Source organism: Govania unica, from assembly GCF_027920805.1.
In the GTDB taxonomy this organism is placed as follows: Bacteria; Pseudomonadota; Alphaproteobacteria; order Sphingomonadales; family Govanellaceae; genus Govanella; species Govanella unica.
Genome location: NZ_JANWOI010000003.1, coordinates 114,696 through 131,079, shown reverse-complemented (window position 1 = coordinate 131,079; position 16,384 = coordinate 114,696). Strand labels below are relative to the sequence as shown.

Sequence of the window (16,384 nt, the reverse complement as noted above, 5' to 3'; positions counted from 1 at the left end):
ACAGCCCCCTGTTTTTTGCCTTATGCTGGTTCGAGATATAATAAAGGGGAGCCGTCCATGGGCCGAAAGCGTCACGAGCCACCGCGCAATTTTTTTGCCCGCAAATCCATTGCCGCCATGCAACGGGACACAGAAACCCATGGGCTGAAACAATCGCTGAGCGCGACCAATCTCATTCTGCTCGGGATCGGCTGTATTCTGGGGGCCGGGATTTATGTGATGACCGGCAATGCCGCCGCCAATTTCGCCGGGCCTGCGGTTGTTCTGTCTTTCATCCTCGCCGGACTCGCTTGCGGGTTGACCGCGCTTTGCTATGCGGAACTCGCCTCGGCCATGCCGGTCACCGGGTCGGCTTACACTTATTGTTATGCAGCCATCGGCGAAATCGCCGCCTGGATCATCGGCTGGATGTTGCTGCTTGAATATGGGTTGGCCGCCGCCGCGCTGTCGGTGGGATTTTCCGGCTATTTCACCAGTCTCATGGCGGATTTCCATATCCATATCCCGGCCGCGATTTCAACCCCGGCCATCGATGCCGTTCTGATGCCAGGCGGCACCCAGTTCATTGCCGGTCAAGGCATCAATCTGGTGGCTGCGCTGGCCATCGCCGTCGTGACCGTGCTTTTGACCATCGGCGTCAATGAATCCGCCCGCGCCAACAATGTCATGGTCATCATCAAGATCGCCGTGCTGGTGGCCTTTGTGGCGGTCGGCGTGTTTTCGGTCGACCCCGCCAACTGGACACCATTCGTGCCGGAAAATCAGGGCAATTTCACCTATGGCTGGGCCGGGATCGCGCGCGCCGCCTCGATCCTGTTTTTTGCCTATATCGGTTTTGAAACCGTCTCCACCGCCGCTGCCGAAGCGCGCAATCCGCAGCGCGATATGCCCATCGGCATTCTTGGCTCATTACTGGTCTGCACCGTTGTTTATATAGCCGTCGCGCTGGTGCTGACCGGGGTTGTGTCCTATCGCACGCTTGGCGTCGCCGATCCCATTGCTGTCGCCGTCAATGCCATGAATATGCCGGGCTTTGCCGTGGTCATTAAAATCGGCGCGCTGATGGGGTTGTCATCGGTGTTGCTCGTCAATGCCTTTGGCCAGTCCCGCGTCAGTTTCGCCATGGGCCGCGACGGATTGTTACCGGGCATGTTCTGCCGCGTGCATCCCAAATTTCAAACGCCGCATCTGGCCACCATCCTGCTGGGCGTGATCTCGGCGGTGATTGCCGCTTTGCTGCCCATCACCATCGTCGCCGATCTGGTCAGCATCGGCGCGGGCTTTGCCTTTTCCGCCGTGGCTTTCTGCCTGATGTGGCTGCGCTCCACCCGGCCTGATCTTGAGCGGCCGTTTCGCGTACCGTTTGGCGGGTTCTGGATTGGCAAAGCCTGGATCGGCTATGTTCCCGTCGCGGCCATTCTTTTGTGTGTGGCCATGGTACTGCCGGTGTTCATTGATATTACCCAGCATGCTCTGCGCGGCGATGTCATTCCGGCTGTGATCATTGTGGTCTATGGGCTGGCCGGTGCCGTGATCTATTTTACCTATAGCTCCCGCCGGGCGGCTATTGTTCAGGAAAGTGCTCTTTGATGGCTGGTCCGGAAGTTTTTGCACCGCGTTCCCCTTCTGATGCCCGTCATCTTGTGTCGGCCTTTCCGCTTTGTTGGATCACCTCCGGCGCGGGTGCGGAGTTTCAGGCGACGTTGTTGCCGCTCCGTCCGGTGGCCGGAGACGATGGTAGCGTCGTGGAACTCATCGGGCATTTCGCGCGCAGCAATGCTCAGGTCGCGGCGCTGCGTGATGATCCACGTGCGGTTGTGCTTGCCTTAGGGCCGCAGGGGTATATCTCTCCGTCCTGGATGGAAGATCGGGCCCAGGCCCCGACCTGGAATTACGCCAGCGCACAATTCACCGTGGACATCGAGTTTTTTGAAAATGGCGCAGAGATCGCCGCTCATCTGCAGGATCTCGTCGGCCATATGGAACAGGGCCGCGACAAGGCCTGGACCGTGCCCGAAATGGGCGCGCGTTATGCGGAACTCGCCAAGCGCATCATCGGCTTTCGCGCCCGGGTGACGGCGACCCGGGCGAAATTCAAGCTGGGTCAGGATGAACGGCCGGATGTTTATGCCGACATCATGGAAGGGCTTGGCGCAGGGCAGCTTGTGGACTGGATGCAGGCCTTCAATCCGGAGCGCTGATTTACCCCTCCACAGGATCCGGCGTGAGAACCTCCGCCGGATCCTGTGTGAAATAATGCGTCGGCGCGGCACCAAACGTGCGGCGGAACATGGCCGTGAAGGCGCTTGAACTGTTATAGCCCACATCGAAGGCCACCGACGTCACCCGGTGTCCGGTGGCGAGCCGCGACATGGCCTCAAGCAAGCGCACATGCTGACGCCAGGCGGCAAAGCTCATGCCGGTTTCCTTGCGGAACAGACGGGTGAAGGTGCGCCGTCCCATGCAGGTGCTTTCGGCCCAATCGTCGAGCGTATCGTTCTGCGCCGGATCGCCGAGAATGGCGAGGCAGACCTGCAACAGCTTTTGATTCTGCGGCATGGGGACATGAAGCGGCGTTGCCGTCATCGAAGCGATTTCATCAAGAATAAGCGTCATGATCCGGCCGTCACGGCCCGTTTCGTCATATTCCACCGGCAAATTCGCGGCTTCGACCACCAGTTCGCGCAACAGGGACGAAACCTCGATCACCCGGCAGACCGTGGGCATTTTGACGCAGGACGCCGCATCCACATAAATCGTGCGCACCGACACGGCATTGCGGCACTGCACTTCATGCCAGACCCCGGCCGGCACCCACAGCGCGCGTTGCGGCGGCACGATATAACTCGCGTCGTCGGTCACAACCAGGGTCACGCCCGCCACCGCATACAACAACTGTCCGCGCTGATGACAATGGCGCGGATCCACATAGCCCGCCGGATATTCATCGGACAGCGCCGCCACCGGACGCGGCACGTTTTGATAATCGATCCCTTTGGTACTGCGTCCCATTGGCCCGCCCAAGATAATTATTGTTCCACGAGCGACAGCATGCGCCTTTTTCAAACAATAAGATGAGAACCAAGAACGCGCAACCGGCTGTCGCAGAGAACCCGGAAAATGACGCGGCCTATTTTCACATGGAGTCCTCACGTGACCGACAGCAGCCTCCCACCCGCCGCCTCGGATCTTGATCCCGCCATCCAGACCTTCATCAATCGCATGCGCGCGGGCTGGGCTCAATATCCGGACATGGACCGCCTGCCCTATCCGGAGGTGCGCAAGATCATTGAAGCCGTGCGTGCCCCCTGGACCGAAGGCGGGCCGGAGATGGCCAGCACCGAGGAAATATCCGTTCCCACCCGTTCCGGCCCGGTGCGGGTGCGGTTATATAGTCCGCAGAGCTGTGCCGAGGGGCTGAGCCCGGCACTCCTTTATCTTCATGGCGGCGGCTGGACCTATTTCAGTCTCGAAACCCATGACCGCGTCATGCGGGAATATGCTGAGCGCGCCGGGGTGATCGTCGTCGGGATTGATTACCCTCTGGCCCCCGAAGCGAAATTTCCGGTCGCGCTTGAAGCGATTGTGGATGTGACGGAATGGCTTTATGAACATGGCGACGAACACGGCATCGATGTCGAGCGCATGATCAGCGGCGGTGATTCCGCCGGAGCCAATCTGACCATGGGCCTGTGCCAGAGCCTGCGCGACAGCGGCAAAGGCGATGTGATCAAAGGCATGCTGCTGATCTATGGCGCCTTTCAGAAAGACTGCTCGGACGAGGCGCATCGCAAGTATGGCGGGCCAGGCTATATGCTCGGCAGTGACGAAATGGCCGTCTTCTGGGGCAATTATATTAAGTCCGAAGACGATGTCCGTAATCCGCTGCTCTCCTCCATGTATGCCGATGTGGCGGGATTGCCGCCTGCATTCTTCACCATCCCCGAATGCGATGTTCTAAGCGAACAAAGCTATCGAATGGCGGAGAAACTCGAACGGGCGGGCGTGGCCGCAACCCAGGTAACCTACAAAGGAGCAAGCCATAGCTTTCTTGAAGCGATCTCCATTGCCGAGATTGCCGAACGCGCTGTGGCCGATTCAGCCGCCTGGGTCAGGCAGATTGTCAGATCATAATCGGCGGGGGACAAATCCGTGGCCTAATCTCGATATTGTACGACCCCGTTGCGAAGGCGTGAGCGGCCAGCCTGCGCTACGATTGAAAAAACCAATAAACAACTTTCAAGTCATTCTCGCTAATGATAATGATTATTAATAATTTCCGGGTGGGGGACTCCATGACCAGACTGAGTGACACGATGACTCCTGATGCGACCCAACGCGCTGCGCGCAGACGTATGATGCTCTGCGGCTCTACGGCTATTCTGGTGGCGGGCATGTTTGCCGCCCCCGCCATCGGCCAAACCCAGGAAGAAGAACGCAAACGGCGCAACGAACTTGAGGAAGTGATCGTCTCCGCGCCGCATTACGTGTCCACGGGCAGCCTCTCGGCCACCAAAACCGATGCGCCGCTGATTGAAACGCCGCAAGCCGTCACCGTCATCTCGCGCGATCAGATCGATCTGTTGAGCTGGACCAGCCTGCAACAATCCGTGCGCTATACCGCAGGTGTGTCCGGTGAAAACTATGGCCCCGATGAACGCTATGACTGGCTGACCATTCGCGGCTTTAACCCGATTCAATATATCGATGGCCTGCAAGCACCGATTGGATCGGTCACCAATGCCGGGACTGATCTATACGGCTCCCAGTCTGTGGACATTCTCAAAGGGCCGTCATCGGTGCTTTATGGTCAGACCCCACCCGGCGGTATCGTCAACATGACAAGCCGCCGTCCCGAACGGGAATGGGGCGGTGAGGTCCAGGGCCAGTATGGTAGCTATAATCACTTTCAGGGGGCTGGCGATATTACTGGCCCTGTGAGTGACATTGTCTCGTTCCGCCTGACTGGGCTCGCCCGTGATCGTGGAACACAGATCGACTTCGTGAAATCACAACGCCAATATTTCGCCCCGGCTGTAACCTTTGATTTTTCGGACAAGACCCGGCTGACTTTGCTCGCCTATTATCAGCATGACAAAGTGACGGGTGACAGCGGCGGATTTCTTCCGGCCTTCGGAACCTTGCTCCCGAACCCGCTCGGCAAAATCCCGGTCGGGACCAATCTCGGCGAACCCGACATCAATAGTTTCAAGCGGGAACAATATGCCGTTGGATGGGACTTTTCTCATCAGTTCAACGACATCTTCGGGTTCCAGCAAAATGCCAAATATTTCCACGCCGACGGCAAGATGAAGTCGGTCTATGGACAGGGCTTTGTGGACAACAACTTTGACGGAGTGCCGGATGATTTTCGCACCGTCAACCGTGCGAGCTTTCCCTTCGATGAAAAGATCAGTTCTTATAATATCGATAACCGGCTGAGCATCAAATTCGAGAGCGGTGACTTTGAGCATTCGGTTCTGGTCGGCTATGATTACCGACGTTACAGCAATAACTCGAAATATGGTTTTGCCTCTTCCACATGGCCGCCCGGATCGGTGCCGACCATTGATGTGTTCAACCCGGTGTATAATATCCCCTTCACATCGCCGGTCGCCAATATCCCTTATACAAATCAGCTCCAGCACCAGCATGGCGTTTATCTTCAGGACCAGATCAAATATGACAACCTGATCCTGACACTTAGCGGACGCCAGGATATGGTGCGCAGCCATCACGCCCTTTCAAAAGAGAAAGACGATGCCTTCTCTTATCGCGTGGGCTTGAACTATGTGACCGATATTGGTATTGCGCCCTATATTCAAGCGGCGAAATCCTTTCAGCCCAATTCAGGGATGGATATCGTCACCCTCCGTCCCTTCAAGCCCTCGACCGGTCAACAAATCGAAGCCGGCATCAAATATGACGGACGCAATCTGCCTGAAGGTATGAAAGCCTTTGCGTCCATCGCGGCTTATAAATTAAAACAGAAAAACATGGTGACGACATCGACATTGACCTTCCTCCAGACACAGGTGGGCGAAGTCGAGGTCAAGGGCATCGAAGTTGAAGCCGTTGCGCGTTTTTATGAACGGTTGAGCATCAATGCGGCCTACAGCTATACAGACTCGAAGGTCCTGGACAGCATCAATCTGGATGAAATCGGCAAACAGCTTATGGCCGTTCCGAAGCATAAGATTTCCTTGCTTGTGGATTACACGTTCCAGACCGGCCCGCTCGCGGGACTTGGCGCGGGTGTTGGCGGACGGTACCTGAGCAAAGCCTTTGGTGATGCCTTGAACAAATGGCCGAATGAATCGCCTGTGCTCTTCGATGCTCTCGTCCATTACGACCGCGAAGACTGGCGTCTTGCTCTCAATGCCAATAACGTCTTCAATGTAACCTATGTCGGTCGATGCAGCAGCGCCATCGACTGTTTTTATGGCACGAAACGCGTGATGACCGGGACCCTGACCCGGAAGTTCTGATCACTGGCTAGCGCGGGCTGCACTGACAGCCCGCGCGTTTTTTTCCGTCAGTTCCCTGTCAGTTGAAATCTGCTAATATCCGTAAAGTTTTTGCGTGAGAGGGGGAGCCGATCATGGCCTTTCGCTATGGGCATAATTTGGCGCAGTATTGGGCCATTCCGCTTGCCTTCATTATCAGCGGTTGTGCGGCAACGGCGACGGAGCCGGTCAAGCCATCGGTGACGGCCGGGGTGGCGGATACCTTCCCGAGCACCTATCGGCCCCTGCCCTCCCATGAGACGGTGATTGTCAATGCCATCATTCTTGATGGTCAGGGGCAACGTATCGAGAACGGCAAGCTCCACCTCAGAGACGGCAAGCTGGTGGCCATCGGTCGGGACATCGCTGTGCCTGAGACGGCTCAGGTGATCGATGCCAAGGGACGCTGGATCACGCCGGGCATTATTGATATTCACACCCATCTCGGCACAGCAACCACGCCCTATACACCGGTCGAGCTCAAGACCTGGGACGTCAATGAAACGACCGACCCGAACACTGCCCATGTGCGCGCCGAACATTCGGTGCATACTCAGGACCCGGGATTTGCACTGGCGCTTGCGGGCGGCGTGACCACTGTGCAGGTGCTGCCGGGGTCAAGCAATCTGGTTGGCGGACAAAGCGCCATCCTCAAAACCATTCCCGCCACTACCGTGCAGGCGATGAAATTCCCGAATGCGCCACGCGGCATTAAAATGGCCTGCGGCGAGAATCCGAAATATACCTATGGCGGCACCAATCGTGCGCCCGGAAGCCGCATGGGCATTGTCGCCGGGTTCCGGCAGATCTTTGATGCCGCCGCGGACTACCGCCGCAAAGAGGATGCCGCAGACGGCAGCAAAAAAGCACCACGTGATTTGAAACTTGAGACTTTGGCCGCTGTGTTGCGCGGCGATGTGCAGGTGCATATTCATTGTTACCGCTCCGATGACATGGCGGCTTTGATTGATCTGTCGAAGGATTACGGCTTCAAGATCGCGGCTTTTCACCATGCGACCGATGCCTATAAAATCAGCGATCTTTTGGTGAAAAATAATATCTGTGCTGCGGTCTGGTCCGACTGGTGGGGTTTTAAGATGGAGGCGCTCGACGGCATTCGTGAAAACGCTGCATTCATCGAAGCCGCCGGTGGCTGCGCCATGATGCATTCGGATTCCGCCATTATCGGTCAGCGGCTCACCATCGAAGCCGCCAAGGCCATGGGGGCCGGAAAACGCGCGGGCATTGATATTCCGCGTGAGGTCGCCATCCGCTGGGTGACTTCGAACCCGGCCCGCGCCATGGGCATGGCTGACCGCATCGGCTCCCTTGAGCCTGGCAAGAATGCCGATCTGGTGCTGTGGTCCGGCGATCCGTTCAGCATCTACAGCAAACCCGATCTGGTGTTCGTCGATGGCGCCATTGCCTATGACCGCAAGGATCGCACCCATCAACCCGGGTCGGATTTTTCTGTGGGACAACAGGTTGAGGGGGCACGGCCATGATCCGCAAAACTCTCCTGCTCGCGGTGTTGGCCACGACCAGCATTCCCGCGCAGGCCGAAACCATCGCCATCATCCATGCCAAACTTTATGGGGCAACTGCGGGCGTGATCGACAACGCCACCGTCGTCATCCGCGACGGCCGCATCAGCACCGTCAGCAATGCCGCACCGCCAGCTGAAGCGCGGGTCATTGATGCCGAAGGCCGCATCGTCACGCCGGGGCTGATCAATTCGGCGACACAGATCGGCATTATCGAAGTGGCGAGCGCGCAGAACACCAATGACAGCTCCGCTGCAAAAGACGTGCTCGGCCCGGCTTTCGATGTGCAATATGGCCTGAATGGAAATTCCCTGCTGGTGTCGCAAGCGCGCGCCGATGGCCTGACGAGCGCGGTGATTTTTCCAAGCGCCTCGGCAGACGCACCCTTTTCCGGCTTTGCCGCGCTGATGCGTTTGCGCGATGACGGCCGCGTGCTCGATCGGGCACGGGTTGCCGAATTCGCCCATATCGGGGCCGAGACCGCAGACGAAAGCGGCAAATCGCGCAGCGCCCAATGGGGTGAATTGCGCAATGCCCTGGATGAAGCGCGCGCCTTCAAGGCCCATGCGGCAAGTTATAAAACCGCACCCGCACGCGATCATCTGCTCAAGCGCCCGGATGCCGAGGCTTTGCAGGCGGTGATCGACGGCCGTGTGCCGCTGGCGATCTTTGTCGAACGCGAGTCCGACATTCGCGCCGCCGTAGCGCTCGCCGACGATTACAAATTGCGCCTTGTGATCATGGGCGGCACCGAGGCCTGGCGGGTCGCGCCGCTGTTGGCCGCGCGCAATATTCCGGTGGTGCTCAATCCCTTCGCCAATCTGCCCATGACCTTTGACGAGGTCGGGGCACGGCTTGACAATGCGGCGCTGCTCCATAAGGCCGGGGTGACGATCGGGTTCTATACCATCAGCATCGCGCAAAGCTACAACGCCGGATCCTCCATTCGCGAAGGTGCGGGGCTGGCCGTGGCCAATGGTTTATCCTGGCAGGCGGCGCTTGATGCCATCACTGTGAATGGCGCGAAAATATGGTCGAATACCGCGACAACCATCGCCAAGGGGCAAGCCGCGGATCTGGTGATCTGGGACGGCGATCCCCTTGATCCCCGAAGCGCGCCCACAACCATCTTGATCGATGGCAAGGACATGTCGTTGCGCACGCGTCAGGGCGAGCTTGCCCGCCGCTATCATCCGCAGGCTGCGGAGACCGGCCTGCCGCCCTCTTATCGCTGATTGGAGCGCCCTATGACGCCGGTCTTTTCAAAATCTCTGGTCTCCCTTGCCCTCGCCGGTTTGATTGTGAGCACGGCGGCCCGGGCCGAGAACGGTTTGCCCATGCAGCCCGGGCGCAATTTGAACTTTACGGTATCGAGCGGCACCTGGATGTCGCTTGATGTGTCGCCCGATGGCAAGTCCATTCTGTTTGATCTGCTGGGCGATATTTACCGGCTTGATATCAAGGGCGGCAAGGCTGTGCCCCTGCTGACCGGCATGGCGGTTGAGACCCAGCCGACTTATTCCCCTGACGGCAGGATGATCGCTTTTATCAGTGATCGCGGCGGCAATGAAAATGTCTGGGTCGCGAAGGCCGATGGCAGTGCCGCGCGGGCCATCTCGACGCTCGACAATAATATGGAATTCAGTTCGCCGGCCTGGAGCACCGATGGCAAATCGGTTTATGTGTCGCATCTCACAGCCAGTCTTGGCGTCTATGAGCTGTGGCAATATATGCTTGATGGCAGCGCGCCGGTGCGGGTGACGCAAGGCAAAATTTCCGACGATCAACCGAAAAGCACACGCTATACTGCGGTGGGCGCGGTGGCCTCCCGTGACGGCAAATATCTTTATTACGCGACGCGCATCGGTGCACATGAGGATCACACAACCTTCCCGGCCATGACCATCACCCGGCGCGAGATCGCGAGCGGGCGTGAGGAACCGGTGGTGAGCGCGCAGGGCAGCGCCTTCCGCCCGGCGCTGTCGCCCGATGATCGCTATCTTGTTTATGGCACGCGCTATGACAGCGAAACCGGGTTGCGCATCCATGACCTGCGGACGGGAGAGGATCGCTGGCTCGCTTATCCGGTGCAGCTTGATCAGCAGGAAGCCTTTGCCACCAGCGACATTCTGCCGCGTTACAGTTTCACGCCCGATGGCAAGGCGATCATCCTCAGCCGTGGCAATAAAATCAAACGCATTGATGTGGCAACAGGTCAGGCCACCGCCATTCCCTTCACGGCGGATGTCAAACTTGGTATCGGCCCGTCCACCCGGCAGGACATTCGCGAAGCCACGGGGCCCGTGCAGGCGCGGCTGGTGCAAACGCCCGCGACCTCCCCCGACGGTCAGAGCATCGCCTTTTCGGCCATGACGCAGCTTTATGTGATGGCGCTCGACGGCAGCAGGCCGCGTCTGCTGCCGACCCATGGGCAGGCCGCCTTTCACCCGAGCTGGTCGGCGGACGGCCAAAGCCTGACCTATATCACCTGGGACGCCAAAGGCGGCGGCCATGTCTGGCGCATGAACAAGGACGGCAGCAAGGCCGTGCGGCTGACCCGCGAGCCAGGCTATTATTCGAATCCGATCTTCACCCCGGACGGACGCAGCGTTATTGCCCTCCGGTCCGGCAATCATGCGCGCATGCATGTCCTTCCGTTTGAATTCGGGACGTCTCGTCAGGCCGATCTCGTCCGCATTCCCCTTGATGGCGGCGACATCAAGCTGATCAGATCGGGCAGTTTCGGTTCGGTCCAATTCACCCGCGATGCTGAGCGGATTTATCTTTATGGCGGTGACGGACTTTCGTCGCTCCGCCTTGACGGCTCGGATTACCGCCAGCATCTGCGCGTTACCGGGCCGGGATATTATTTCCTCGAAGGCCGCTTCCCGGTCGAGGACCTGCGCGTCAGCCCCGATGGCAAATGGGCCATCGTGCAGATTATTTCCGAAGCTTATCTGGTTGCGATTCCTGACAACGCGACCGAGGTTCCGGTGATTGATCTGGGCGACCCGGCAGCGAAAACGCGCAAGCTTACCACCATCGGTGCGGATTTCATCGGCTGGTCCGATGGCGGGAAAACCTTGAACTGGACGGTGGGATCGACTTATTTCCGCCTGCCGCTTGCCAATGTGACATTCGACAAGGCGCCGCTGACTTCGATCGAAAAATTTCCTGCCATTGTGGAGATGCCGCGTGATATTCCGGACGGCGTGATCCTGCTGAGAGGCGCCACCGCCATCACCATGAAAGGTGACGAGGTTATCGAAGACGCCGATGTGCTGGTGATCAAAAACCGCATCGCCGCCGTTGGCAAACGCGGCACGCTTGAGGTCCCGAGCACTGCCGAAATCCGCGACATCAGCGGGCAATATGTGATGCCGGGATTTGTCGATACCCATGCCCATTGGGCGGAAATCCGGCGCGGCGTTCTTGATCGGGAAAGTTATCCCTTTCTTGCCAATCTGGCTTATGGCGTGACTGCCGGACTTGATGTATCGACGCTGACCATCGACACCCTCGCCTATCAGGACATGATCGACGCCGGGATGATGATCGGGCCGCGCGCCTATTCCACCAGCACCGCCGTGTTTTCCTTCAACGAGTTTCAATCGCTGGATCATGCGCGCAATGTCTTGCGCCGCTATAAGGATTATTACCGGGTCGACAATCTCAAGGAATATCGCGCTGGCAACCGGCGGCAGCGGCAATGGGTGGCCATGGCCGCGCGCGAAATCGGGTTGCAGCCGACCACCGAAGGGGCGCTGAATTTAAAGCTCGACCTGTCACAAATCATCGACGGTTTCGCGGGCAATGAACATACGCTGGTGGCCACACCGCTTGGACAGGATTTTGTCGAGCTGGTCACCCGTGCCCATGTGAGCTATTCGCCGACCCTGATCATCACCCATGGCGGACCACCGGCTTACAGCCATTTTTATGCCGCCAACAACGTCCATGACGACCCCAAGGTCAATCACTTCTTCCCGCATTTCGCCATCGACAGCAAGACGCGGCGCGGGCATTGGTACAGCGAAAAGGAATTCCTCTATCCGCGCTTTGCCGCCGATGCTGCCAAGGTTTATCGCGCAGGCGGTTTGCTCGGCGTCGGCAGCCATAGCGAGTTCGAGGGCCTCGCCTATCACTGGGAAATGCAGGCGCTCGCGTCGGGCGGACTCACGCCCCATGAAGTGTTGAAAATCGCCACCATCGGATCAAGCGAAGTGATCGGCCGCAAAAGCGAGCTTGGCAGCATCGAGCCGGGCAAGTTTGCCGATCTGATCATTCTCGATAAAAATCCGCTGCTCGATATCAAGAATTCGCTGGCGCTGCGGCAGGTCATGAAAAACGGCCGCCTCTATAATGCCGATACGCTGGATGAAGTCTGGCCGCGCCAGAAACCTTTGCCGCCGCTCTGGTTTCATGGTGAAGCTCCTCCAAAATCCCATAGGGTCCCATGACATCGAAACTCCGCAGCCTGCATAAATATATCAGTCTCTCGCTGGCCCTGTTCTGGTTCCTGCAGGCCTTGACCGGGGTGTTGCTGGTGTTCCAGTATGAACTGGACAATGCCCGCATCGACCGTGCCGCAGTACCATTCGACCCTGTCGCCTTCGGGCAGGGCATAGCACGCATCGAGGCGGACAATCCCGGCAAGACCATTCCTTATATTTATACGGCGGGGAGCGGCGATCGCTTTGACGTCTATCTCGCCGGTGCGGATGACAAGACCGATATTTTGCGGGTCGATGGCGACGGCAGATTGTTGCGGACACTGCCTGCCGATCATGGACTGTTCGGGGACGCCCTGTTCAAAACCGCGCTCAACTGGCATGAAACGTTGTTTTCCGGCGCGACCGGACATGTTCTGGTGGGGATCAGCGGGATTTTCCTGCTGAGCAATATCATCCTTGGTCTTAAACTCGCCTGGCCGCGCAATCGGCAATGGCGACAGGCTTTCGCGCCGCAAAAGGCCCGTAAAGGTGTGGCCAGCCGCTATGCCTGGCATCGCGCGCTCGGGCTCGGCTTCGCCATCCCCGCTTTGGCCATCGTGCTGACCGGGGTGTTCATGGTATGGGAAGATCAGATCGGCGACAGTCTCGGCGCGGATCAGGCGACCCCGGCACCCGACCTGAGCGCGGCCACGGGTGGCAGCAACCTCATTCCCCTGGCGCACGCCATCGCCATCGCGCAAGGGCAATATCCGGGGGCTAGGATCTCGATCATATCACCGCCCGGGGACGGTGCGCCCTGGTATCGGCTCCGCCTGCTGCAGAACGACGAAAGCCGCCATCTGTTCGGTACGACAATGGTCTATGTGGACGCCGCCGACGGCCGGGTGCTCGCCGATTACGACGCCCTCAAGGCCCCGGTTCCGGATCGCATCGTCAAGGCTTTCTACAGCATTCATACCGGCGATGTGCTGGGTACGGCGGGGCGGGTGCTGGTGCTGGTGACCGGGCTGTGGCTCGTCACCATGCTCACCCTTGGCCTGATGTTATGGTCCGCCCGCCGTAAACCGCGTAAGAAGGACTAAACTCCCTCTTTCCATTCGAGATCATCGAGCGGGTAGCCGCCGAACCATTTGGGTTTGTCGAGCACCACATTGCTGCGGATCGAGGAAATGCCGAGATCCCGCGACAACAGATCGTCACAGAGCTTGTTGAAATCGGCGATCGAATTGCAGACCACAAAGGATATATAGTCGAAGCGGCCGCTGACGCGCAGGCAATCGACCAGTTCAGGGATGGTGCGCACCGTGCGTTCGAACCGTTCAAGATCCTGCATGCGGTGCTTTTCCAGCGTGAACTCCACATAGATCATCACATTGATGCAGATCTTGTCGAGATCGACCGCCATCACATATTGCAGGATATAGCCTGCGTCCTCCAACGCCTTGGTGCGTTGCAGACAGGCGCTTGGGGACAGACCGACCTTGTCGGCCAGTTCGATATTGCTGATGCGTGCGTTTGATTGCAGAACGGTCAGGATTTTCCGGTTGATCCGGTCCAGCTTGATCAAGCGTTTCACTCGGCCCCACTCCTCCCGATCCCGCATAGGTCGTCCTACCTTTCAGTTTAGTACGAAATATTGTTTTGCGCAAAGCCGCTCATATGAGGGCGGCCCCAGCCGGCCTCATCCTCCTTATAATAGCCAAGCAAAACAAAATTTTAGCCAGAGCCTTGCGGGGGGTGACGAAACAAAATGCGTCCAGAGACCATCCATTCGAACGCCTCTTCACGCCGACCCGGCTTAAGGTCATAGGGATGAAAAGAACCTATTGTTCGGAGCAATGATTTCCTATGACGATCCGTGTTGCAAGCGATGTGGGCGGAACCTTCACCGACCTCGTCTATATTCAGGATGGCCAGATCGGCGCCGTCAAGGCCGATACCACCCCGCCCGACTTTGAAACCGGCGTGCTCGACGCCCTGCAGAAATCCGCCATTTCGCGGGAGGACATCTCGTTCTTCGCCCATGGCTCGACGGTCGTCATCAATGCCCTGACCGAACGCAAGGGCGTGAAAACCGCGCTGATCACCACGCGCGGCTTCCGCGATGTGCTGGAAATCGCCCGCGGCAATACGCCCGATCTCTATAATATCTATTACCGCAAGCCGAAGCCCTTCGTGCGCCGCCAGTTGCGCCATGAAGTGACCGAGCGGCTGTCGCACAAGGGCGAGGTGCTGACCCCGCTTGCGGAGGATGAAATCCCCGCCATCCTCGATGTCTTCCGCGCCGAGGGTGTCGCCGCCATCGCCGTCTGTTTTCTCCATGCTTACGCGAATCCGCTGCATGAGGCCCGCACAGTCGAGCTGATCCGTGCCCTGTGGCCCGAGGTGGCGGTCATCGCCTCCCACGAAATCACCCGCGAATGGCGCGAATATGAACGCACCAACACCACGGTGCTGTCAGCCTATGTGCTGCCCATCGCGCAGAGCTATATCGAGCGGCTGGAACAGAAACTGCGCCAAAGCGGCGTCGTGGCCGCGCCCTATATCATGCAATCGAACGGCGGCATCAGCACCGCCACCGCCGCCAAGGCCAACCCGATCACGCTCATCGAATCCGGCCCGGTGAGCGGGATTCTTGGCGCCGCCTCCTATGGTCAGTTGATCGGCCAGCGCGATCTGATCGTGCTCGATATCGGCGGCACCACCGCCAAATGCTCGCTGATCCATGATGGCCAGACCCGCATCACCACCGAATATGTGCTGGAAAAAACGCCGCTGTCGCCGGGCTATCCGCTCAGGACGCCGGTCATCGATATTGTCGAGATCGGCAATGGCGGCGGCTCCATCGCCTGGGTCGACAGCGCGGGCAGCCTGCATGTGGGGCCGCAAAGCGCGGGGTCGGTGCCAGGCCCGGTCAGTTATGGCAAGGGCGGCAGGGCGCCGACCACCACCGACGCCAATCTTCTGACCGGACGTATCAACCCCGATAAATTCGTCGGCGGTGAGATCACCCCTGACATGGTAGCGGTCGAGCGCGCCTTTACCGAGCTTGGCACAGCGCTTGGCAAGGCGGCGCTTCCGACGGCGCGCGGCGTCATTCAGATCGCCAATGCCAATATGGTCAATGCGCTCAAGCTCGTGTCCGTCAATCGCGGTTATGATCCGCGCGATTACGCGCTGATGGCCTTTGGCGGCGGCGGCGCCATGCATGCGGCGGCGCTCGCGGCGGAGCTGAATATTCCGACCGTCATCATCCCGCCCCATGCCGCCGTCTTTTCAGCCTGGGGCATGCTGATGATCGATTTGCGGCGCGATCTGATCCGCACCCGCATCCAGCCGCTTGGGCCGGAGACGGAAGCCCATATCATGGCGCTGTTCGCCGAGCTTGAGCAGGAGGCGCTGGCCGCCTTCGCCGCCGATGGCTTTGCCGCCGATCAGGTGCTGCTCGAACGCTTCGTCGATGCCCGTTATCGCGGTCAGGATCATACCGTCAAGGTGGCCATCGGCATCCAGTCCGTGGCTGAAGTCATCGAGCGCTTTCATGCCGCCCATGAGCAGGAATATACCTTCCGCCTCGATAATCCGGTGGAGGTGGTCAATCTGCATCTCATCGCCTATGGGCTCGTGGACAAGCCGAAACTTGCCCCCGCACCACGCGGCCCCGCCGATGCGACGGCGGCCCGTTCGGGGCAACGATTGGTTGATTTTGATATCTCTGGTGAACATCTTGCCGATTTATATGACCGGGCCAAACTGCGTCATGGCATGAGCTTCACCGGCCCCGCCATTGTCGAGGAAGCGGCCACCGTGACCGTCGTTCCACCCGGCGCACGGGTCGAGGTTGACGCCTTCGGCGGCCTTCATCTTTTTCTATCGTGAG

The 16,384-nt window shown here is 58.8% G+C and carries 11 protein-coding genes; 9 read left to right on the top strand and 2 right to left on the bottom strand.

The annotated features are described in order from the left end of the window. Nucleotides 1-57 precede the first annotated feature (57 nt). Together NYP16_RS08460 and NYP16_RS08455 are read left to right on the top strand one after the other, a co-directional pair. Nucleotides 58-1,590: an amino acid permease gene (locus NYP16_RS08460; RefSeq protein ID WP_274943694.1), complete on the top strand. Its 1,533-nt coding sequence runs from the start codon at nt 58-60 to the stop codon at nt 1,588-1,590. Next, nucleotides 1,590-2,201: an FMN-binding negative transcriptional regulator gene (locus NYP16_RS08455; RefSeq protein WP_274943693.1), complete on the top strand. Its 612-nt coding sequence runs from the start codon at nt 1,590-1,592 to the stop codon at nt 2,199-2,201. The genes NYP16_RS08460 and NYP16_RS08455 overlap by 1 nt, the downstream gene beginning before the upstream one ends. 1 nt (nt 2,202) lies before the next feature. Here the strand turns inward: NYP16_RS08455 and NYP16_RS08450 are convergent, their stop codons facing one another. Continuing rightward, nucleotides 2,203-3,012, bottom strand: coding sequence for an AraC family transcriptional regulator (locus tag NYP16_RS08450; protein ID WP_274943692.1), 810 nt, complete (start codon nt 3,010-3,012; stop codon nt 2,203-2,205). A gap of 141 nt (nt 3,013-3,153) precedes the next feature. Here NYP16_RS08450 and NYP16_RS08445 point away from each other — a divergent pair, with 141 nt between their 5' ends. The 6 genes from NYP16_RS08445 to NYP16_RS08420 all read left to right on the top strand — a co-directional run bounded on the left by NYP16_RS08445 (nt 3,154) and on the right by NYP16_RS08420 (nt 13,586). Then, nucleotides 3,154-4,134, top strand: a complete 981-nt coding sequence (locus NYP16_RS08445) for an alpha/beta hydrolase fold domain-containing protein (RefSeq protein WP_274943691.1) — start codon at nt 3,154-3,156, stop codon at nt 4,132-4,134. A 161-nt stretch (nt 4,135-4,295) separates the two neighbouring features. After that, entirely contained in the window at nt 4,296-6,488 is a 2,193-nt protein-coding gene (locus NYP16_RS08440) for a TonB-dependent siderophore receptor (protein WP_274943690.1), read from the top strand. Nucleotides 6,489-6,601: 113 nt separating this feature from the next. Beyond that, entirely contained in the window at nt 6,602-8,011 is a 1,410-nt protein-coding gene (locus NYP16_RS08435; protein WP_274943689.1) for an amidohydrolase, read from the top strand. After that, complete coding sequence (locus NYP16_RS08430; protein ID WP_274943688.1) at nt 8,008-9,285, top strand: amidohydrolase family protein; 1,278 nt, start codon at nt 8,008-8,010, stop codon at nt 9,283-9,285. Before NYP16_RS08435 ends, NYP16_RS08430 begins: the two co-directional genes overlap by 4 nt. Before the next feature lie 12 nt (nt 9,286-9,297). Further along, nucleotides 9,298-12,510: an amidohydrolase family protein gene (locus NYP16_RS08425; protein WP_274943687.1), complete on the top strand. Its 3,213-nt coding sequence runs from the start codon at nt 9,298-9,300 to the stop codon at nt 12,508-12,510. Beyond that, on the top strand, nt 12,507-13,586 hold the full coding sequence (locus NYP16_RS08420; RefSeq protein WP_274943686.1) for a PepSY-associated TM helix domain-containing protein: 1,080 nt from the start codon (nt 12,507-12,509) through the stop codon (nt 13,584-13,586). The genes NYP16_RS08425 and NYP16_RS08420 overlap by 4 nt, the downstream gene beginning before the upstream one ends. Here the strand turns inward: NYP16_RS08420 and NYP16_RS08415 are convergent. After that, nucleotides 13,583-14,080 (bottom strand): Lrp/AsnC family transcriptional regulator, encoded by a 498-nt coding sequence (locus tag NYP16_RS08415; protein WP_274943685.1) that lies wholly within the window; start codon nt 14,078-14,080, stop codon nt 13,583-13,585. The genes NYP16_RS08420 and NYP16_RS08415 overlap by 4 nt on opposite strands. 272 nt (nt 14,081-14,352) lie before the next feature. Between NYP16_RS08415 and NYP16_RS08410 the strand changes: the two genes are divergently transcribed. After that, nucleotides 14,353-16,383: a hydantoinase/oxoprolinase family protein gene (locus NYP16_RS08410; protein ID WP_274943684.1), complete on the top strand. Its 2,031-nt coding sequence runs from the start codon at nt 14,353-14,355 to the stop codon at nt 16,381-16,383. The last annotated feature ends 1 nt before the right edge of the window (nt 16,384 follow it).